The organism is Microcystis sp. BLCC-F210 (genome assembly GCF_042134685.1).
Classification (GTDB): Bacteria; Cyanobacteriota; Cyanobacteriia; order Cyanobacteriales; family Microcystaceae; genus Microcystis; species Microcystis aeruginosa_D.
In genome coordinates this window covers 1,529,067-1,549,100 of the sequence record NZ_CP169647.1, presented here as the reverse complement: position 1 = coordinate 1,549,100, position 20,034 = coordinate 1,529,067, and the positions used below count along the sequence as shown (strand labels likewise).

The 20,034-nt window shown below is 44.6% G+C and carries 15 protein-coding genes; 10 read left to right on the top strand and 5 right to left on the bottom strand.

The genetic code is table 11. From position 1 onward, the window contains the following. The first annotated feature begins 29 nt into the window (after positions 1-29). The 5 genes from ruvA to ACE3JL_RS07325 all read left to right on the top strand — a co-directional run bounded on the left by ruvA (position 30) and on the right by ACE3JL_RS07325 (position 7,684). Entirely contained in the window at positions 30-659 is a 630-nt protein-coding gene (ruvA, locus tag ACE3JL_RS07345; RefSeq protein WP_271988667.1) for a Holliday junction branch migration protein RuvA, read from the top strand. Between the two features lie 227 nt (positions 660-886). Continuing rightward, positions 887-3,241, top strand: coding sequence for a GH116 family glycosyl hydrolase (locus ACE3JL_RS07340; protein WP_375329181.1), 2,355 nt, complete (start codon positions 887-889; stop codon positions 3,239-3,241). Between the two features lie 908 nt (positions 3,242-4,149). Then, positions 4,150-4,887 carry a septal ring lytic transglycosylase RlpA family protein gene (locus ACE3JL_RS07335; RefSeq protein ID WP_271988671.1) on the top strand — a complete coding sequence of 246 codons (738 nt, stop codon included), beginning with the start codon at positions 4,150-4,152 and terminating at the stop codon, positions 4,885-4,887. Positions 4,888-5,196: 309 nt separating this feature from the next. Then, positions 5,197-5,898 (top strand): ABC transporter ATP-binding protein, encoded by a 702-nt coding sequence (locus ACE3JL_RS07330; protein WP_271988672.1) that lies wholly within the window; start codon positions 5,197-5,199, stop codon positions 5,896-5,898. A gap of 124 nt (positions 5,899-6,022) precedes the next feature. After that, the gene (locus ACE3JL_RS07325; RefSeq protein WP_271988673.1) at positions 6,023-7,684 is read left to right on the top strand and encodes an NAD(P)H-quinone oxidoreductase subunit 4; all 1,662 of its coding nucleotides are present in this window, start codon (positions 6,023-6,025) and stop codon (positions 7,682-7,684) included. Positions 7,685-8,021: 337 nt separating this feature from the next. Here the strand turns inward: ACE3JL_RS07325 and ACE3JL_RS07320 are convergent, their stop codons facing one another. Further along, positions 8,022-9,518 carry a UDP-N-acetylmuramoyl-L-alanyl-D-glutamate--2,6-diaminopimelate ligase gene (locus tag ACE3JL_RS07320; protein ID WP_271988675.1) on the bottom strand — a complete coding sequence of 499 codons (1,497 nt, stop codon included), beginning with the start codon at positions 9,516-9,518 and terminating at the stop codon, positions 8,022-8,024. 307 nt (positions 9,519-9,825) lie between these two features. On the opposite strand from ACE3JL_RS07320, the gene ACE3JL_RS07315 reads away from it, so the two are divergent. Further along, positions 9,826-10,572: a DUF4079 domain-containing protein gene (locus ACE3JL_RS07315; protein ID WP_271988676.1), complete on the top strand. Its 747-nt coding sequence runs from the start codon at positions 9,826-9,828 to the stop codon at positions 10,570-10,572. Positions 10,573-10,578: 6 nt separating this feature from the next. Here the strand turns inward: ACE3JL_RS07315 and ACE3JL_RS07310 are convergent, their stop codons facing one another. Further along, positions 10,579-12,159 (bottom strand): hypothetical protein, encoded by a 1,581-nt coding sequence (locus tag ACE3JL_RS07310; RefSeq protein ID WP_375329180.1) that lies wholly within the window; start codon positions 12,157-12,159, stop codon positions 10,579-10,581. A 170-nt stretch (positions 12,160-12,329) separates the two neighbouring features. Beyond that, positions 12,330-14,555: a glycosyltransferase gene (locus ACE3JL_RS07305; protein ID WP_375329179.1), complete on the bottom strand. Its 2,226-nt coding sequence runs from the start codon at positions 14,553-14,555 to the stop codon at positions 12,330-12,332. A gap of 186 nt (positions 14,556-14,741) precedes the next feature. Between ACE3JL_RS07305 and ACE3JL_RS07300 the strand changes: the two genes are divergently transcribed. Next, positions 14,742-14,924, top strand: a complete 183-nt coding sequence (locus ACE3JL_RS07300; protein ID WP_002743955.1) for a hypothetical protein — start codon at positions 14,742-14,744, stop codon at positions 14,922-14,924. Here the strand turns inward: ACE3JL_RS07300 and ACE3JL_RS07295 are convergent. After that, the gene (locus ACE3JL_RS07295) at positions 14,917-15,456 is read right to left on the bottom strand and encodes an NUDIX hydrolase (RefSeq protein WP_375329178.1); all 540 of its coding nucleotides are present in this window, start codon (positions 15,454-15,456) and stop codon (positions 14,917-14,919) included. The two genes, ACE3JL_RS07300 and ACE3JL_RS07295, sit on opposite strands and share 8 nt — an antisense overlap. Positions 15,457-15,737: 281 nt before the next feature. On the opposite strand from ACE3JL_RS07295, the gene rpsN reads away from it, so the two are divergent. Continuing rightward, positions 15,738-16,040: a 30S ribosomal protein S14 gene (gene rpsN / locus ACE3JL_RS07290; RefSeq protein ID WP_271988681.1), complete on the top strand. Its 303-nt coding sequence runs from the start codon at positions 15,738-15,740 to the stop codon at positions 16,038-16,040. Positions 16,041-16,178: 138 nt separating this feature from the next. Here the strand turns inward: rpsN and ACE3JL_RS07285 are convergent, their stop codons facing one another. Further along, positions 16,179-18,332, bottom strand: a complete 2,154-nt coding sequence (locus ACE3JL_RS07285) for a polyribonucleotide nucleotidyltransferase (protein ID WP_271988682.1) — start codon at positions 18,330-18,332, stop codon at positions 16,179-16,181. 381 nt (positions 18,333-18,713) lie between these two features. Here ACE3JL_RS07285 and ACE3JL_RS07280 point away from each other — a divergent pair, with 381 nt between their 5' ends. Beyond that, complete coding sequence (locus ACE3JL_RS07280; RefSeq protein WP_375329177.1) at positions 18,714-18,911, top strand: hypothetical protein; 198 nt, start codon at positions 18,714-18,716, stop codon at positions 18,909-18,911. Continuing rightward, complete coding sequence (gene prfA, locus ACE3JL_RS07275) at positions 18,872-19,972, top strand: peptide chain release factor 1 (protein ID WP_375329176.1); 1,101 nt, start codon at positions 18,872-18,874, stop codon at positions 19,970-19,972. The genes ACE3JL_RS07280 and prfA overlap by 40 nt, the downstream gene beginning before the upstream one ends. The last annotated feature ends 62 nt before the right edge of the window (positions 19,973-20,034 follow it).

Here is a 20,034-nt window from a genome sequence, read left to right as displayed (position 1 = left end):
TCGGTTATTTTCGTGGGAGAATTAAATCAATGATTAATTATTTACGGGGACAAGCGATCGAGGTGATCAAAACCCCCAATAACCGACTGATCTTGATTTTAGACGTAAACCAGATCGGTTACGAAATCCAAATTCCCTCACGATTAGCCCTAGACATCGGCAAAGATAACAATGATAGTCGTCAGATTTTTACTCACCTACTCCTTCGCGAGGATCAGCCTTTATTGTACGGTTTCGGCACGGCTCCAGAGCGAGATCTGTTTCGTCAACTGCTTTCCGTCAATGGAGTTGGGGCGCAATTAGCCCTAGCTTTAATCGATACCCTGGGGATTGAGGAACTTGTGGTGGCGATAGTGACAGGAAATACCAAAATTTTGAGCAAAACCCCCGGAGTCGGCTTAAAAACAGCAGAAAGAATCGCTTTAGAGTTAAAAACTAAATTGGCAGCATGGCGACAACTAAGAGAAGCGACGACGACAACCACGGCAATACTACCGGCAGCGGCAATCCTTGAAGATGTGCAGATGACCCTTTTAGCTTTAGGATACAGCCAAGAGGAGATCGATCGAGCCATAGCAGTCCTTAGTCAAGATACTTTATTTAGTAAAAATACTCAGCCAGAAGACTGGATTAAACGGGCAATTAATTGGCTAGGTTAAACAGAGCTCAAGAGTCCGGCACTCCGTTGCCAATCCGATAGCTTGCGGTGTTGACAAATTAGGTAGATGCTCTGACACGATGCAAGATCACTGCTTGAGATATTTGTTCTTTAGCCTTGTCTTTGACGATGCTCCCCTAAATCCCTTATCTTGATTCTCTCGCCCCTGTTGGTGATTACTCACATCTGTGTAAAATACCTATACCCCATCCCCACTTAACAACATCTATGCTTAATCTCGTTTCCCTCCCAGAAATTCCCACCGCTGCTTGGAAACGTCCTCTGGGCAAAGGTTGGGAAAAACCCTACAGCGTCCGCTATGCCAGCAATTTAGATGATGGTCCTTGGCATGGGATGCCCCTGGGAGGATTTGGGGCCGGTTGCATCGGACGTTCCCCCAAAGGTGACTTTAACCTCTGGCATCTGGACGGCGGTGAACACAGTTTTAATAGCCTTGCTGCCTGTCAATTTAGCATTTTTGAACAAACAGAAGACGGAAGCGCCCAAGCCTACGCTATGGCGACGGAAAGCCCCACGGATGGAACATTATCGCGCTGGTCGTGGTATCCAGCCGAAAAGGGAAGCTATTCGGCCCTTTATCCCCGCAGTTGGTACGAGTACAAAGATGTTTTTCAGACTCAATTAATTTGCGAACAATTCTCACCGGTTTGGGCGCATAATTATCAAGAAAGTAGTTATCCTATTGCCCTATTTGAATGGACAGCCCATAATCCCACCGATAAACCGATTACTATTAGTATTATGCTGACTTGGCAAAATACAATCGGTTGGTTTACTAACGCGATTAAATCCCCAGTGGTTAAAGTGAGAGATGATGGTAGTCCCGTCTATGAATATCAATCAAAATGGGGGGAAAGTGAGGGTAATTATAATCAATGGATTGTCGATAATTTCCGCATTGGCTGTCTGATGCGTCGAGATTACGAAAACCCCGGGGAAGGAGATGGACAGATGGCGATTGCCAGTATTACTAATCCGAGTCTAGAGGTATTCTATCTGGGTAAATGGAACCCTGCTGGCGATGGGGGCGAAGTTTGGGATTATTTCGCCATGAATGGCTCTTTACCGGATATTGAGGACGAAACCCCCGCCGAAAAAGGGGAACAAACGGCCACGGCCATGGCGATTCGTTTTACCATTCCTCCGGGGAAAACTCGCAAAATTCCTTTTATTCTAGCTTGGGATTTACCCGTCACCGAATTTGCCCAAGCAATTAACTATTATCGTCGTTATACGGACTTTTTCGGTCGCAATGGTCAAAATGCTTGGGCGATGGTACGCACGGCTTTAAAACACGGCGACACATGGCGAGAAAATATTATTAACTGGCAAAAACCGATCCTAGAACGCAGCGATCTGGCCGATTGGTTTAAAATGGCTTTATTTAATGAATTATACCTCCTAACTGACGGCGGCACTCTCTGGACAGCAGCCACGGAACAGGATCCTATCGGTCAATTTGGGGTCTTAGAATGTATTGATTATCGTTGGTATGAAAGTCTGGATGTCCGTCTCTATGGTTCCTTTGGGTTATTGATGTTATGGCCGCGCTTAGAAAAGGCCGTCATGGAAGCTTTTGCTAGGGCAATTCCCAGCAGTGACGACACTCCTCGGATTATCGGTTATAATCAAGCTACTGCCATTCGTAAGGCTAAAAATGCCACTCCCCACGATTTAGGTGCGCCCAATGAACACCCTTGGCAAAAGAGTAATTACACTAGTTATCAAGATTGTAATCTCTGGAAAGATTTAGGCAGTGATTTTGTTTTATTAGTCTATCGGGATTATTTATTAACGGGTGCTAAAGATGAGGATTTTCTGCGGGAATGTTGGCCGTCAATTGTCCTGACTTTGCAATATTTAAAAACTTTTGACCTTGATAACGATGGCATCCCCGAAAATTCCGGCGCACCGGACCAAACCTTTGATGATTGGCGTTTGCAGGGGATTAGCGCCTATTGTGGTGGTTTGTGGATAGCAGCACTAGAAGCGGCGCTTAAAATTGGAGCAATTCTTGGAGAAGATACAGCAATTTTTACCAGTTGGTTACAGCAATCTCGCGCTATTTATCATGATACTCTCTGGAATGGAAAATATTATAATTTAGATAGTGGCAGTGGTTCCGATGTGGTGATGACTGACCAATTATGCGGTCAATTTTATGCCCGTTTATTGAGTTTACCAGATGTGGTAGAAAATCAATACACGCAATCAGCTTTAAGTAAGATTTATGAGGCCTGTTTTCTCAAGTTTCATGGGGGAAAATTTGGGGCGGCCAATGGTTTAAAACCCGATGGTACTCCCGAAAATCCCCAGGCAACTCATCCCTTAGAAGTTTGGGTAGGAATTAATTTTGGGTTGGTGGCTTTTTTACTGCAAATGGGAATGGAAAAGCAAGGATGGCAAATTACGGAAGCGGTGGTGCGACAAATTTATGAAAATGGCCTACAATTCCGCACCCCAGAAGCAATAACATCGGTGGGAACTTTTCGCGCCTGTCATTATTTGCGCGCCATGGCTATCTGGGCTATCTATGGGGTTTTAACGGAATTTCAGGGATAAATTTTCTTAGAGATATCCTGCTTTTCTCAACTAATCCTAATTGAATCACTTCTACCTCAGCCATTTTACGAATTTGAGGCTTAGTTAAACCAGTAATATAGTCTAATCCTTCTATGGGTTTTACTAATTCCTTGATTTTCGAGTTGGTTAAAATTCCTCTAAAGTTAAGGGGGTGCATCCATTGATGGATAAGGGTTTTCGGCTATTATGGTATATATGTATAGGGGAAGTTCAGTTATATAGGGTTTGCCGAAAAAGCCTTTCCTGGGGTTAGGAGTGAGTATTCAGTATTCAGATGCGGGTTTTCAGTTCACTGTTTACAGCAAAATACTCCCCACTTCCCCACTTCCCTATCCCTTTTAAACAGGATTTATTATTATCCTGTATTAGCATTTCTGATTGCATTGTTAAGTTTGGCTAATAACAACCTATTTTTAGTTCCTTGTCAAGCCCCTATTATAATTTTTAATCTTTGACTCGTAGTCCGATTTAACATTGATATTAAAAATCTGGTTTTTTGTAGCGAAGAAAACAGTTTTATTAACTATTATCTGCTGCTATAGAGGGAAATCGAGGGAGGCTGATGATCCTTGAAAGCCTTGTCAATACTAGCGTTATTACCTCTCGACATTTCACTAATTCCCCAAGTTTTCCTAACCTTGACCCCCTCTAGGACACAAAAAAATAAAAACCCTTTATCCTAACCTGGTTTTTAGCGCACGTCAACCCTTTATTTAAATTTTTGATTCTCTTGCCCGATAACGATATAAATTCTCGTAATGACCAACCAATTTTCCGTGATACGGTTGAACAGAACGCAGTCAAGTTAGCTCTGCAAGCAAAAAGGAATGTTAGCAAATTCCTTCAGCTTTGCATTGGGAACTTGCTAACGCACAATAAGAAAGTCTATGAATAAACAACTGATCAACAAATTACAAGCCGTAACCGCGCTGACCATAGTGGGGACTACAGCCTCGATAATTTGTTCCCAGACAGCAGGACACAGCAACAGCTTGACGGATATTAGCGTAGCTCGTCAAACTGTCATCGAGTCAACTACTCAAACCATTCTGCCCGCTTTTTCTAATAGTCGAACAACTGATTCAGATATTAAAGTATCACGTTCGGTTCAAGATAATGCTAACGAAATTCTAAAAACTTTGGAGTCCCTAGTGGACAAAGAAAATACCGTCCCAGCAAGCGTTACACCCCGAACCCAAGAGGCCATTCCTTCGACGATACAACCCCAATCACAACCCAATCAAGTCAAACCGGTCCCGGCCAGCAATCCTGCTTCAGTCACACCGCCAGAGAAGCCAAAAACAACCCAAGGGACAAAAACCAGCAGCCGGCCTCGTAAACAGGGAATGGCCTCTTGGTATGGTCCTGGTTTCCACGGTCGTCGCACCGCTAGTGGTGAGACTTTTAACTCTGGTGGTTTAACTGCTGCTCATCGCTATCTGCCTTTCGGCACTAGGGTTAGGGTAACTAATCTGCGTAATGGGCGCTCGGTGGTGGTGCGAATTAACGATCGCGGTCCGTTTACTGGTGGTCGCGTCATCGACCTCTCCAGAGGTGCGGCAGCGATTATCGGTGTCTTCCAGTCGGGAGTTGCCCCAGTGGTCTTGGAAGTTTTAGGCAGATAATCAGTTATCAGTTATCAGTAAACAGTAAGGGACTTGCGTAGGAATAATATCCCAGCCAGAAAATCGCTCTGTAGAAGAACCAGACCAGCCAGATGGTACATTATCAAAGGGCAAGTCCCTAAGCAGTGAAAAGACAGCACTGTTAATGCTGTTTAGTACCCCTCACTCAATAATGCGTCTTGGAAAATTTAGTACAAATGATCGGAATTATTCCTTATCCCTAACTAAAAACTCACATCTGATCACTGGTAACTGGTAACTGGTAACTGGTAACTGCTATAGTGATCCTATTGGGATTTGACGGGGTTTATGTTAGAAATTAGCGATTTATCGGTTAATTATGGCGGAATAAAGGCATTACAGCAGGTTAGTTTAAGGGTAGAAACGGGGGAAATTGTCACCCTGATTGGAGCGAACGGAGCAGGAAAAACGACGACTCTAAAGACGATATCTCGGATTTTAACGGCAAAGACGGGGCGAATAATCTATCAGGGTCAAGACATTACCCATTTACCACCCCATGAAATCGTTAAACGGGGAATTGCCCATAGTCCGGAAGGGAGAAGAATCTTAGCTCGTCAAACAGTCTTGATAAATTTGCAGTTAGGTGCTTATACGAGGAGCGATCGCCTAGGGGTAAAAAGTGATATCGAAGAGCAGTTGCAACTTTTTCCCAGACTATCGGAGCGCCGAGAGCAGTTAGCGGGAACCCTAAGCGGTGGGGAACAGCAGATGCTTGCGATCGCTAGAGCTTTAATGAGTCGTCCCAAGTTATTGTTACTAGACGAACCCAGTTTAGGACTAGCGCCGCAGATAGTGCGAGAAATCTTCAGCATTATCCGTAAATTAAATGAATCGGGAGTAACTATCCTATTAGTGGAACAAAACGCCAATTTAGCCCTAGAAACTGCCAATCGCGGCTATGTTTTGGCAGCGGGACGCTTGACTATTGCGGGAAAAGCAGGGGATTTACTCAAGGATGAGCGAGTCAAACAAGCTTATTTAGGTTAATCGATGATGCGACGGCAACTATAGACAAAATTCTATGGTAAAGGTAGGCCAAAAAATATTCACAAAATTTTACAAAGTCGCATAAAATGAACACATAACGAAATAGGTATTTTTTCTTACTGCCATGCTAACGGCTAACTTCCCCTGGCTCACTGCCATCATTTTGCTCCCCTTGCTTGCCTCCTTCCTAATCCCTGTAATCCCCGATAAAGAAGGAAAAACTGTTCGTTGGTTCGCTCTTGGAGTCGGACTAGCAGACTTTATATTAATGTGCTACGTCTTTTTACAAAAATATGATTTAAGCAACCCCAACCTACAATTAGTGGAAAAAATGGATTGGGTTCCCCAAATTGGTTTAAGTTGGGCGGTGTCGGTGGATGGTATCTCGGCACCGTTAGTTTTATTAGCAGGATTGGTGACAACCCTTTCTATCTTGGCTGCGTGGCAAGTGGACCGCAAACCCCGTTTATTCTACTTCTTGATGCTGTTGCTCTACGCCGCTCAGATTGGTGTTTTCGTTGCCCAAGATTTATTATTATTCTTTTTAATGTGGGAAATCGAGTTAATTCCCGTTTATTTACTTGTTTCCATCTGGGGTGGTCAAAAACGTCGTTATGCCGCCACTAAATTCTTACTCTACACCGCCGCCGCTTCTATCTTCATCCTCGTTGCTGGTCTAGCCATGGCCCTCTACGGTGGTGGTGCCATGACCTTTGATATGGCGGAATTAGGATTTAAAGATTATCCCCTCGCTTTAGAATTAGTCCTTTACGCTGGTTTATTAATCGCTTTCGGGGTCAAACTCGCCATCTTCCCCCTCCATACTTGGCTCCCCGATGCCCACGGTGAAGCTTCTGCACCTGTATCGATGATTCTTGCTGGTGTTCTCCTCAAAATGGGTGGTTATGGTTTAATCCGCCTTAATATGGGGCTTCTACCCGATGCACATATCTATTTTGCTCCGATTCTAGCGATTCTCGGTGTCGTTAATATTATCTACGGTGCTTTCGCTTCCTTCGGTCAACAAAACATGAAACGCCGTCTCGCCTATTCCTCGGTTTCACACATGGGATTCGTCCTTTTAGGGATTGCTTCCTTTACCGATGTGGGTATTAGCGGCGCTATGTTACAAATGCTCTCCCATGGTTTAATTGCCGCCGTCTTATTCTTCCTTGCTGGTGTCACCTACGACCGCACCCATACCTTAGCTTTAAACGAGATGGGTGGGATTGCCCAAGCGATGCCGAAAGTCTTCGCTCTCTTTACTGCTGGTGCTATGGCTTCCCTAGCGTTACCCGGAATGAGCGGTTTTGCCAGCGAAATTACCGTATTTATCGGGGTCACTAGCAGTGACGTTTATAGTCAAACCTTCCGGGTTGTGACTGTCTTCCTCGCTTCCGTTGGTTTAATCCTGACTCCGATTTATCTACTCTCCATGCTTCGTCAAGTTTTCTACGGAGATGGTTCTTCCTGCGATATCACTAACATTCTCCCCAACAAAGGCAACGAACAAGCAGTTTGTTTCGGTACTAGCTGTGTCCTCCCCCATGAATCAGAATATATTGACGCTAAACCCAGAGAAATTTTTATCGCTGTCTCTTTCCTAGCTTTGATTGTTTCTATCGGTTTTTATCCCCAATTGGCTACCCGTATGTACGATGTGAAAACGGTGGCAGTTAACTCGGAAGTGCGTCAAGCTTACACAGAAATCGCCGCTACTCGTCAAAATATCTACGCTGAAACTCAACCGGACGTGAGCGCCAAAGTTGCCAGTATATTCCAATAAATCGGCAAGTCTAAAGTGAATAGGTTATCAGGAGTAGAAATTCTGCTCCTGATTTTTTTGCTAGGAGATAATTAGGGTTTGCGGCAAAAAGTTTGTTGGTGGGGTTGGACTTCGGCTGTGGGTTGTTTCAGTCTTTGTTGCCTTCTTTTTTGTACCAATTTATGTACTAATAGAAGGATAATACTGGGTTTTTGAGGGTCTTAATCCTATTTTCTGGCACTAACATCGGATTTTAACAGGTCAAAAGCCTTATTTTAAAAGGTTTTTACCATTATTCAGCAAACCCTAATTACAGCCTTTTTCATCAAGATTAAGTGTAAGCTAATTTGGTGACTTTCTACTTCTCATCTTGCCCTTTCATCAAAGCAGCCCGGGCCTGTTCGCGGTCATCGAAATGGATTTTTTCCGTCCCCAAAATTTGATAATCTTCGTGACCTTTACCCGCAATAATTACTCCGTCTCCCGGTTGTGCTGCTTGAATAGCGGTGTCAATGGCCAAAGCGCGATCGCTAATTACCTGAACAGTAATTTCTGGAGGAATGCCAGCGATAATATCCTCAAGGATTCGTTCGGAAGACTCTGTGCGGGGATTATCCGAGGTGACTATGGCTAAATCTGCTAATTCTGCAGCTATTTTCCCCATTAATGGTCTTTTTGTCCGATCTCGATCGCCGCCACAACCAAAAACACAAATCATCCGACCGGAAATAAAGGGACGTGTTGCTTTTAAAACATTCTCTAAACTGTCGGGAGTATGGGCATAATCGACAATAACGCTGATATCTTGGTCAGGAGCGATGCTAACCCGTTCCATCCGTCCCGGTACTCCTGAAAACTGGGGAATTTGACCGATTACTGTCTCTAAATCTACACCACATTCTAACACTGCCGCCACCGCCGCTAACAGGTTAGCCAGATTATATTGACCCACCAGAGGGGAAGCAAAGGCTATTTCCCCTTGGGGAGTCACCATTACCCCTTCCACTCCCGTGGGTTGATAGTGTAAATCTTTAGTATAAAAATCGGCACGAGCATCGGACACACTATAGGTTAAAACCTGTTGGGGAGAGAGGGAGGCCGCTAAACGTTGACCATAGGCATCATCAACGTTAATAATCGCCTTACCTTGCAGATAATCGGGACTAAATAATTTAGCTTTAGCGGCAAAATAATCCTCCATGTCGAGGTGATAATCGAGATGGTCCCGGGTGAGATTAGTAAACACCGTCACCGGAAAAGTACAACCCTGTACCCGTCCCTGGGCCAGTGCATGGGAACTAACTTCCATGACGGCGATTTCATTGCCAGCGCTCACTGCTTTGGCTAAACTGGCTTGTAACTCGTTAGCGAAAGGGGTGGTATGATTAGCAGTTTCTTGGAATCCTTGCCAACGGGTGTAAAGAGTCCCGAATAAAGCGGTGGAAATCCCTGCTTGACTGAGAAAATATTCAATTAAATGGGTGGTGGTGGTTTTGCCGTTGGTTCCCGTCACACCGATTAATTTTAGGGTTTGGGCCGGATAATGATAGAATTTAGCAGCGATCGCAGCAGTGGCAGTAACTAAATCTGCCACAACGATTACGCAAGCATCCTCCGGGGGGGGAAATTTAGCTGCGGCTGCCGGGGAGATAATCGCCGCTAGGGCCCCGCTTTCCAAAGCAGAACGCCAAAATTCGCCCCCATCGACGCGAGTACCGGGTAAACCGATAAATAGATCTCCCGGTTGACAAGCATGGGAATTGGTGGAAATTCCTGTAATCTCGGTAATAGAAGCGATAGGAGAGGAAATCGGGGAAACCGGGGTGATATTTGTCAAAAGTTCTTGCAGTTTCATAGTCAGGATTGAATCTAGGGATTGCTGCTTTTAGATTAGCCGATAATCAAAGAGGTTCCTAGGCCGAAGTGGGAAGTGGGGAGATGGAAATTATAAATTATGAATTATGAATTATGAATTGGGGAGTGGAGAAGCTGTCTCATCACCCTATCACCCCAAAACCCTATCACCCCATCACCCCAAAACCCTATCTCCTACCTTTTGCCTATTGCCTTTTGCCTCCTGATATCTGCGATAAGCTAAAAAAACAAGGCTATAGCTTGTCAACTATTGAAGATTTTCTGCTGACTATTTTCGGGATATTTATATGCAATTCGTCGATTTTCTGACTCTCATTCATCCTGTCCTAGCGATAGTGCTTGTTTTCCCTATTATCGGCCTCGTAGTTAACTTTGCTTGGCAAACCCGTCAACGTCGTCTAGAAACCGCTGCGGGAAATAAAAGTAAAATTCCGCCAGTGGTCGGGCCAGAACATCTACGCTTAGGCCGCTGGTTAACGGGTACAGTGGTAGGGGTGAACCTGTTAGCACTAGCTTACTCGGTCGTTTACGGTTTTAATGGTTTTGTCGATAAACAAAAAGATGGAAAATTAGACTCCTTTCAGGTCATTTTTGTGATTTTGATGTTTTTTGTCACCATTGCATCTTTAGTCTGTCTCTACCGCGCTAGACAAGCTCTCTGGCGCGGAATTTTTGCCACCTTGACTGGCATCGGTTTAATTATTATCGGTTCTCAGGATGGGGTCTGGCGACTCTCGGCCCAATGGTACTGGTCCCACTACTATATCGGCATGGCGGCATCATTACTGATGATTTTCTCTCTGGCCATTGTCGAAGATATCTATAAAGACCGTTCCCATCGTTGGCGCATTGCCCATACAGTCCTCAATTGTATCGCTCTGGCTCTCTTTCTGGGACAAGCCATGACCGGTTCGAGGGATTTGCTGGAAATTCCCCTCAGTTGGCAAAAACCAGCAATTTATCGCTGTGATTTCACCAATAAAACCTGTCCTGAACCGAAATCCTCAACCCCTCTCATCAACCCGATAAGTTAAACTTTTTTAGGGACTGGGAGAGGGTGAAGGAGTTGAGAAAGTGGGTACACACTTAGATGGCTCCGTGGGGGTATCACCATCGTCCGGTATGGGTTCCTGACACCAATTGGCAATCTTACCAAGTTGGGGAAGTTTTTGGGGTCTCAAGTCTTGGATTAATTCAGTCCATTGTACCCCTTGGGTCACAGCAACTGCGCCGCTATTTGAGTCACAGGTAGTAATTTGACCCCAATTTTTACCCCAGGCAGCACCGATGAAAATACCAGTACCAGTTTTACCGAGGGAATAGTCAGGAGCAAAGATAAACGCTTCTAGTCTTTGGTTTCCTCTTAGACAAATTTGCGGATTGGCGGAACCTGATAGATTATAGGCATAAATCTGTAGATTGCCCGATCTACAGCCCGCTTCAGCACCACAATTGTGTTCGATCGCACCGTTAATATTACCTTTAACATAAAAAACTACTCGTCGCCCCGCAGCAATGGTGATGTTAACGCTACTCAAGTTGATATTATCAACGATATACTCGTACACCTGTACGCTTTGACCGTTAATCGTGCGGGTAGAAGAGGTATCAGTAATTGCGCCATACTGATCTCTTCTGGGAAAAGTTCTCTGAGCAAGCGGAAGACTATCGGTAAGTTCCAGGTCTATCTGACCAGAGGGAAGGCCAGTGGGAATCGGCGGTAGATCGGGGAAAGACACACCGAGTGTCTTTCCCACTTGCGCTTTATAGGGGGGATTGGGTGCATCAGATGTGGGCTGTTGAATCTTATCTTGTTCAGCCTCACATTCTGGACTCACCACCTCCTCCACCACATCCCCTTGAAATCTAGCACCATCGTCCGCCGTTCCTTCACTTATCCATAAAGCTGGAACCGTATTGCGGTCAAATGCGGGGGTAGGGGAATTAAAAATACCGACAGTTACCACTACGCGGTTACGGGAGGCGGCGTTATCGTCAGTATCTCTATCGATATTAATGTTAGTTAGGTCTTCTGCGGCACTTGTGCGGGAAAGTCCTTCGAGGGTGAGAACTCCCCAACCCAAACCGTCAGGGGGGGGATTGGTAGGATCGAACCTGTATCCCACCACGCGATAATAACGGTTATTACCGAGATCAAACCATTGACCACTGGCCAAATCTCTTAATCCTGGATTTGCTGCTCGTTGTTCTGTGGGTGCGAGGATTTTGTCGGCAATTTCGTTATTACGACTGGGATTACCACAGGCGGTGGCAATGGCTAATTTTTTTAAATCTCTTTGTAAAAAAGAGTTGGTACTGGGATTACCACTAGGTACTTCAGCGGTCTGCCAGCAGTCTTCCCCAGATTCACAATTACTATTAAACCTCGCCATAACTCGCACGCTATTCAGTAGATCCCGCACGCGAGTTACCCCTGTTTCGGAACTGGTTAAACTATCAGACCGGACTCTTTGGGCAATTACCTTCGATTGGTCTCCTTGGGCGCGCATCATCATAGTCATTCCTGTCACCATCAGGATAAGTCCAATCAACAAGGCAAGGGGCAAGGCAAACCCTTTTTCCTTATTGGCCATCAGGTGAAGGTATAAAAGATTGTTCATAGACCAGTTCATCTAAGAATGGTTACTTCTATTATAATAACAAGTAGCTGGTCATAATTAAATTGAAGATGGATACCCCCTTATCAAGGGGGGCAGGGGGGATCGAACCTAAAATCTATTTTTAATTTAATTATAACCAGCTACTTAAGTATTTTCGACTTTTGACTTAACTAAAGGGCTGTTTTTCGATTCAAAATTGCCTGCCAAATTAAGCCTATCCCCCGAAAAAAGCTGATAATTAACAACCAAAAAGATTGTAATTCTCCTGCCGTATTTTTCGGTTGCCAGCGCTGGGGACGACAGAATAAAAAAGTAATTAGCTTTCTCTGCTCTGATAGGGTAAGTGGCTGGAATTTAAGGGTCGCTTGCCAGATTTTGCCTCGTTTTTCTAGATTGACTAGATGAGCGGATAAGCGCAAATCTTCTCCTAAAATATCTAGGAGTAACTTTTCTGAGTAGATGGGTTCCCTTAGGTGAATTTCTGCTCCTATTTCCGAAAGTTTTTTTAAATTGCCCTGTACAATTATATTCGCTTCTGTGATCAAGTTAACAGGAGATTCCAGCAGTTGGTATTCAGTTTCTAGGGTGAGGGGAGCTTCCAATAAAGCCACCAGAGCAGTCATGATAATAACCACGTTATATATAGCTAAAATCAAGCCAAAATTTAGGGGACTTTCTTGATAATTGTGATGGTGTAAATTAAAGAAAATACTAATTAAGGTAATAGTGATAAAAAACAGCAATGGGTAGGATAAGTGCCAATTATATTGATAATTTTGGCGAGCAAGTCCCTTCGGTGTCACCTGAAATCCTTTGTCAAAGGGTTTCCAAAGAACATGGAGAACTGTTAGGGATGTAGGTACACAAATAATCATCGATAATACTTCAGAAAAAACAATTGAGCGCGAGCGAGAATTTAACCAGTGATAAGTGGCTAACTGCAGCATCATGTAGGGTAAAAAGATATAGATTGTCTCATCGATAGTAATGTTCAAAGGTACTATATAACCAAAGGTATAAAGGAGAGGAATAAGCAGAGAAAATAAACGAGCTAAGGGAGAAAACCAAGATAATATTCCTTCTAAGTGTGCCAATCTTTGGGGTAGGGTTAGTCCCGCAATTTTTAGGGGATTAGCTTTGATAAAAAAGGCCTGTAAAGTTCCCCTTGCCCAGCGCAATCTTTGCCGTAAATAAGCTGATAAACTTTCAGCAGATAAACCAGCACTGAGTTTTTCATTTAAGTAAATAACTTCATAACCTTTGGCAGATATAGCAATCCCAGTGAAATAATCTTCACTAATAGATTCTATATTAAAGTAGCCCACTTCCTCTAAGGCTTTTCTCCTGACAATAAAAGAAGTGCCAGCACAAACAGGACTACCCACCCCATCTTTAGCTGGTTCGATATGACGATAAAATAATTCTTCGTCGGGAGTAACGATATTTTCTAAACCTAAGTTATGAGCGATAGGATCGGCATTATAAAAGCTTTGGGGAGTTTGCACTAAGGCAATTTTAGGGTTTTGAAACCAGCCAACAGTTCTTTCTAGGAAGTTCTGACAAGGAATAAAATCTGCATCAAAAACCACCACTAATTCCCCTTGGGTTTGTTTGAGAGCATGGTTTAAATTACCTGCTTTAGCATTTTTTCTATCCTCACGAGTCAGATAATGACAATTTAATTCTTCTGCCAATTTATGAATTTCTGGCCTCTGGGTATCATCGAGAATATAAATATTTTTATGGGGATAATTAAGGGCTTGACAACCGATAATAGTTCTTTTTAAGATGAAGGCTGGCTCATTATAGGTGGGAATCAGAATATCTACCGTGGGCAAATACTGTTTATCGATTACCGCTTGGCTATAAAAATCAGCTTCTTTGCGTCTATCTTTTGTGGTTAAGGCTAAAACTAACTGAATTATGCTACCACTTAAAACTATCATCTCAACGCCTAAAAGCAGTAAACTAAAAAAGCCATTGAGAGGAGTAGAAAGATTTAAAGTTTCCAGAATCCTCCAGAGTAGATAGCGCAGGGTGATAGCGAGAGTGATAGAAATAATGACTAATCTTGACCAAACTTGCGGACGCGGAGACAAGAACATGATTAACTGCGTAAAAATTAGCAGGATAACCGTGGGTAATAATAATTGATAGCTATGAGCAACTGTGGGAACTTTGATCCAAGCAAAGGGGTTAAAAAAATCTTCTACTAAGCCAAGGAGTAATCGATAAATATTGTCTTCTGGCGAACATAATGATAAACTGACCATCATTAGCCCGCCGATCACTGCTAACATAATTAAGATAACTGATATTATCGCTAAAATAGACTTGAATAGGGAGGAATACACTGGTTTTTGAGGGAATAGAAAAATCGATTCTTGGTTAGACATGAATCCCCTTATGAGTAAATAAATCTAACTACATTTTACAATTCTTAACAAAAACCTGGGCATTTTTGGCAATGACAGGAGCGCTCTCCACCAAAATGCTAAATTTTGTATCAAACCCAAGATGAAACTAGCCAGAAAAAGTCTGGAAATAGTATAATTCGGTTAACCGTGAGGAAAAATTAATCTATGATAGCCGTCAAAATCGCCATTGTTAGCGCTCTCGTTTTAGTTGTGGTCAAATTCGTCGCTTCTGTTCTAGGCAAAGGCAATATACCCCTACTTAATCAGGCTGTCACTGTGATTTTAAGCCTTTTTATCGGTTTTGAGTTGATTCAACTAGGACAAGCGGTGATTGAAAAGATTAATTAAGAGCTAAACGGGCCAGATAGAAGCTAGTAATAGTTTTAGCATCGATCGATTCTCCCCGGGCGATCGCTGATTCCATTTCCTCAAAACTCATAAAAACCACTTCTATATCTTCATCGGCATCTTGAGCGGGGGGCAAGCTTAATTTTTCCAGATCCCGGGCCAGAAAAGCATAGATATATTCATCGGAATAACCCGGTGCCAGGGCAAATTTACCCAAAGATTGCCAATTATGCGCCCGATAGCCCGCTTCTTCCTCTAATTCTCGTTTTACCGTCGTAGCAGGGTCTTCTCCTTCATCAATCGTTCCGGCGGGAAATTCCAAAATTCGAGCTTGCAAACTAAATCGATACTGACGTACTAAAACTAATTGACCTTCCTTGGTGATTGGAACTGCTAAAGCACCCCCCGGATGACGCACACATTCCCATTCTCCCTCGACACCGTTAGGTAAACGCAGTTTCGAGACTTCAAATTGAAAGACGCGACCTTGATAAAAAAGACGTTGTTGGAGCAATTGAGGCGGTTCAGACATAGAAAATTTTCAACTAGGACTTTAAGAATTAATATCAACAAATGTCACCTTTGTCACCAGTGTTAGGAAGCGGGCAGAATTATCGTCTGATAGCCAAGGAGAGATTAAAGTTATACTAAATCTGGTTATTAAAGACTGATTATTCATTCCCCTTTTTGCATGAGTGCATGAGTAGAAAACGGGTTTCTCGGAGAAACCCGTTTTCTGTGCGTTACTCAACGGATTTAGTATTATAATGAAAGATGCTGTCTTTACAGGTTAAATCTTTTTCGAGAAACCCCATGGCAAAAAAATCGATGGTAGAACGCGAGAAAAAACGCGCTCGTCTCAGACAAAAATACGAAGTTAAAAGAGCGGAACTAAAAGAACAATTCCGCACCGCCGAAGATTTTGAAGAAAAACTGGCAATTCACCAAAAATTACAGGAATTACCCCGCAATAGCGCACCTAGTCGTCACCGCAACCGTTGTTTAACGACCGGCAGACCGAGAGGATACTATCGCGATTTTGGTTTATCCCGCAACGTTTTACGCGAATGGGCCCACCAAGGACTCTTACCCGGTGTGGTCAAGTCTAGCTGGTAGTCAGAAACAATATCTAGGGAAAATACCGGGATAGAGGCGTGTTTTTTGCGTCTCTATTGCCGTTTTTAGGTAATTTTAGCGATAAAATAAAAACTCTCGATCGAGCGATCGAGAGTTAACCATGAACAAAAAATTCACCTAGACTACAGTAGCAGCCTTACGGGCAGCGGCAGCCTCATCGGGATGAATACCGAGACGGGTGAGATTGAGACGACCTTTACTATCGATCTCGCGTACCTTAACTAACACCTCATCCCCTACGGCCACTTCATCTTCCACCTTACCGACGCGTCCCTCGGCCAATTGGGAAATATGGATCATTCCCTCTTTCCCCGGCAAAACTTCCACAAAAGCGCCGATTTGGATAATGCGAGTCACGCGACCGAGATAGACCTCACCCTCATTAAGTTTGCGGGTCATATTGTAGATCAGTCGTTTAGCTTTTTCGGCCTGTTCCCCATCGGTAGAGGAAATGGTGACAGTCCCATCGTCATCGATGTCGATTTTCGTGCCGGTCTGTTCAGTAATCCCTTTAACCGTCTTACCACCTGGCCCGATGACTAACCCGATCAGATCCGGATCGATCTTGATCGTCAATAACCGGGGTGCGTGGGGAGATAATTCCGTGCGGGGTTTTTCTAGGGTCGCTAACATCTTCTCGAGGATATGTTTGCGGGCCGGTAAAGCTTGTTCGATCGCCTTGGCCACCACTTCCATGGTTAAACCGGGGATTTTCATATCCATCTGGAGAGCGGTGATGCCAGAATCAGTACCAGCCACCTTAAAGTCCATATCTCCCAGAAAATCCTCGATACCCTGGATATCGGTCAAAATCCGCACTTCTTCCCCTTCTTTAATTAAACCCATGGCCGCACCGCTAACGGGTTTTTTCAGGGGAACACCGGCATCCATCAGCGCTAGGGTAGAACCGCACACGGAACCCATGGAGGTGGAACCATTAGAAGAGAGGACTTCCGACACCACCCGCAGCACATAGGGAAATTCCTCTTGGGGGGGAAGGACAGGTACGATCGCCCTTTCCGCTAAAGCACCGTGACCGATTTCTCGACGGCCGGGAGAACGCATGGGACGGGTTTCACCGACGGAAAAGGGTGGAAAATTGTAGTGATGAAGATAGCGTTTTTCGTCTTCGGGATGGAGGTCGTCCCCCAAATCCTGAGCATCACCGGGGGTGCCAAGGGTGGCGATCGAAAGCACCTGGGTTAAACCGCGATTAAACAAACCGCTACCGTGAACCCGACGGGGTAAAACTCCCACCCGGCAAGAAATCGGCCGTACTTCGTCCAGTTTACGACCATCAACCCGCACCCCATCCTCGATAATTTGGGCCCGCATCAGTTTTTTGGTCAGATCCTTAAAGAGATTACCGATTAACTTCGGTTCTTCCAACGTTGGAGATTTTAAGGTATCTTCATCGGGGAGAGCGGTTATAGTTTCCTTGATCCGATTTTCGATCGCCTCTAATTTCTCATCCCGTTCGGTTTTGCTGAGGGTAAACTGGCCGAGAATCTGTTTAATTTCCTCTTTAGCTTGTTCTTTCAGGAAATTATGCACGGTTTCGTTTACTACCGGCGCTTCTCGGGTGACGAGGGGAATACCCAACTGATCGATCAATTCCCGTTGAGCGGTGATCAGGTCGCGCACTGCTTCATAACCAAAATCGATCGCCTCAATAATATCCCGTTCCGGTAACTGATTGGCTCCCGCTTCGATCATCACCACCCCTTCGGGACTACCGGCCACCACTAGATCCAATTCTCCGTTATGGATTTCCTTGTAGGTGGGATTGATGATAAATTCATCCCCCAGTAAACCGACGCGCACCGCTGCCATCGGCCCTTGGAAGGGAATCCCCGCCAACAAAACCGCCACAGAAGCCCCGGTAACGGCCAAAACATCCGGGGGGACTTCCTCATCCATCGAGAGGGTCGTAGCGACCACCTGAATATCATCCCGTAGCCAACTGGGGAATAGGGGCCGCAGGGGGCGATCGATCAAACGACCGGTCAGAATTGCTTTTTCTGGGGGACGACCTTCACGACGCAAAAATCCTCCCGGGATGCGCCCGGCGGCATATAATCTTTCTTCGTAATCAACGGTTAAGGGCAGGAAATCTACTCCTTCTCTGGCTTTGGCTGTGGTTGCTGTCACTAAAACCGCCGTTTCTCCCGATTGGATCAGAACACTACCGCCAGCTTGGGGGGCTAAAAGCCCTATTTTTAGTCGAATATCCCTGCCATCAAAGGATATTGACTTGTCAAACTCTTCCATGTAAAGTTATATTCCTTTCTTTCACTTTTCTCTGTGCTGTGGCAATCCTAGCATTTTTTGTCCCCCTTTCCGAAAGGTTTAGCATTCAGTGATCAGTGATCAGTTATCAGTTATCAGTTATCAGTTATCAGTGATCAGTTCACTGAGAAAACTCCCCACACCCCACACCCCACTACCCCACTACCCCACACCCCACACCCCACACCCCAATTCCCCACTTCCCTGCTTTTAAACAGAATTTAAGATTACTTGCTCAAACCGTCCAAAAAATGATACTTTCAGATATAGGAATAATCTGGTTAAGAAAAAAATGTCTTCCCTTGCCGCTTGCTGGCCTAAAAATATTTCTAAGTATTAGCAAAACTGACTGACTGTCAGCAGTTGAGCGGGATTTTTCCTAGCTCGCAGAACTCCAGACAAAGAAAATTAAGACAATTAAAAGGATTGCGTCTCTATTATCTGTCAGACGCTTCTAATCCAAAGAATTTGCGGGTTATCTTCAAATTAACCCCGTTTACCCCTATTTGTGGCTATCGATCATGGCTGAAAGTTATTTACTCAACAAACTGCAATCTGTAGAACAGACCTACACAGAATTAACCCGTCGTCTAGCAGATCCCGATGTCACCAGTAATCCGGGTGAATTGCATCGTCTAGCCAAATCTCGCGCTTCCCTAGAGGAAACGGTCAACACCTACGAAATTTGGCAAAAAAGTCAAGAGGATTTAATCGGTGCGAAACAAATCTTCAAAGAATCCGCCAGCGATCCCGAATTACGGGAAATCGCCGCCCTAGAAGTGGCAGAATTAGAGGAAAAAATCGCCACTTTGGAAGACCAATTAACCATTCTACTGCTGCCCCGGGATCCTCTCGATGAAAAGAATATCATGCTAGAAATTCGCGCCGGCACTGGCGGTGATGAAGCCAGTATTTGGGCGGGAGATTTAGTGCGTTTGTACTCAAAGTATGCCGAAACTCAAAACTGGAAAGTTAGCCTTTTGAGTGAATCTCCGGCGGATATGGGAGGATTTAAAGAGGCAATTTTAGAGATTAAAGGCGATAACGTCTATAGTAAGCTGAAATTTGAGGCGGGAGTCCATCGGGTGCAGCGGGTTCCTCTGACAGAAGCAAGTGGTCGCGTTCACACTTCCACCGCTACCGTAGCGATTATGCCAGAAGTGGACGATGTGGAAGTGCATATCGATCCCAAGGATATTGAGTTAACCACGGCTAGATCCGGGGGTGCAGGCGGTCAAAATGTCAATAAAGTGGAAACTGCCGTCGATTTAATCCATAAACCCACGGGAATCCGGGTTTTCTGCACCGAAGAGCGATCGCAATTGCAAAACCGGGAACGAGCTATGCAGATTCTCCGGGCGAAACTGTACGATATAAAGTTACAGGAACAACAGGAAGCGGTCAGTTCCATGCGGCGCTCTCAGGTGGGAACCGGTTCCCGTTCGGAAAAAATTCGCACCTATAACTATAAGGATAATCGTCTCACCGATCATCGCTTAAATCAGAATTTTTCCCTCGATCGCATTTTAGACGGCGACATCGAAGAGGTGATCCAATCCTGTATCGCCAAGGATCAACAGGGAAAACTGGAGGAATTAGCCGCTGCCCAAGAGACAGCTTAATCAGTGATCAGTGGTCAGTGATCAGTTACCAGTGAACAGTAAAAAACTCCCCACTCCCTACA

Excerpts from the sequence above, each read along its gene's own strand:
- ruvA (WP_271988667.1), top strand. The coding sequence starts at position 30 with ATGATTAATTATTTACGGGGACAAGCGATCGAGGTGATCAAAACCCCC.
- ACE3JL_RS07340 (WP_375329181.1), top strand. The coding sequence starts at position 887 with ATGCTTAATCTCGTTTCCCTCCCAGAAATTCCCACCGCTGCTTGGAAA.
- ACE3JL_RS07335 (WP_271988671.1), top strand. The coding sequence starts at position 4,150 with ATGAATAAACAACTGATCAACAAATTACAAGCCGTAACCGCGCTGACC.
- ACE3JL_RS07330 (WP_271988672.1), top strand. The coding sequence starts at position 5,197 with ATGTTAGAAATTAGCGATTTATCGGTTAATTATGGCGGAATAAAGGCA.
- ACE3JL_RS07325 (WP_271988673.1), top strand. The coding sequence starts at position 6,023 with ATGCTAACGGCTAACTTCCCCTGGCTCACTGCCATCATTTTGCTCCCC.
- ACE3JL_RS07320 (WP_271988675.1), bottom strand. The coding sequence starts at position 9,518 with ATGAAACTGCAAGAACTTTTGACAAATATCACCCCGGTTTCCCCGATT.
- ACE3JL_RS07315 (WP_271988676.1), top strand. The coding sequence starts at position 9,826 with ATGCAATTCGTCGATTTTCTGACTCTCATTCATCCTGTCCTAGCGATA.
- ACE3JL_RS07310 (WP_375329180.1), bottom strand. The coding sequence starts at position 12,159 with ATGAACAATCTTTTATACCTTCACCTGATGGCCAATAAGGAAAAAGGG.
- ACE3JL_RS07305 (WP_375329179.1), bottom strand. The coding sequence starts at position 14,555 with ATGTCTAACCAAGAATCGATTTTTCTATTCCCTCAAAAACCAGTGTAT.
- ACE3JL_RS07300 (WP_002743955.1), top strand. The coding sequence starts at position 14,742 with ATGATAGCCGTCAAAATCGCCATTGTTAGCGCTCTCGTTTTAGTTGTG.
- ACE3JL_RS07295 (WP_375329178.1), bottom strand. The coding sequence starts at position 15,456 with ATGTCTGAACCGCCTCAATTGCTCCAACAACGTCTTTTTTATCAAGGT.
- rpsN (WP_271988681.1), top strand. The coding sequence starts at position 15,738 with ATGGCAAAAAAATCGATGGTAGAACGCGAGAAAAAACGCGCTCGTCTC.
- ACE3JL_RS07285 (WP_271988682.1), bottom strand. The coding sequence starts at position 18,332 with ATGGAAGAGTTTGACAAGTCAATATCCTTTGATGGCAGGGATATTCGA.
- prfA (WP_375329176.1), top strand. The coding sequence starts at position 18,872 with ATGGCTGAAAGTTATTTACTCAACAAACTGCAATCTGTAGAACAGACC.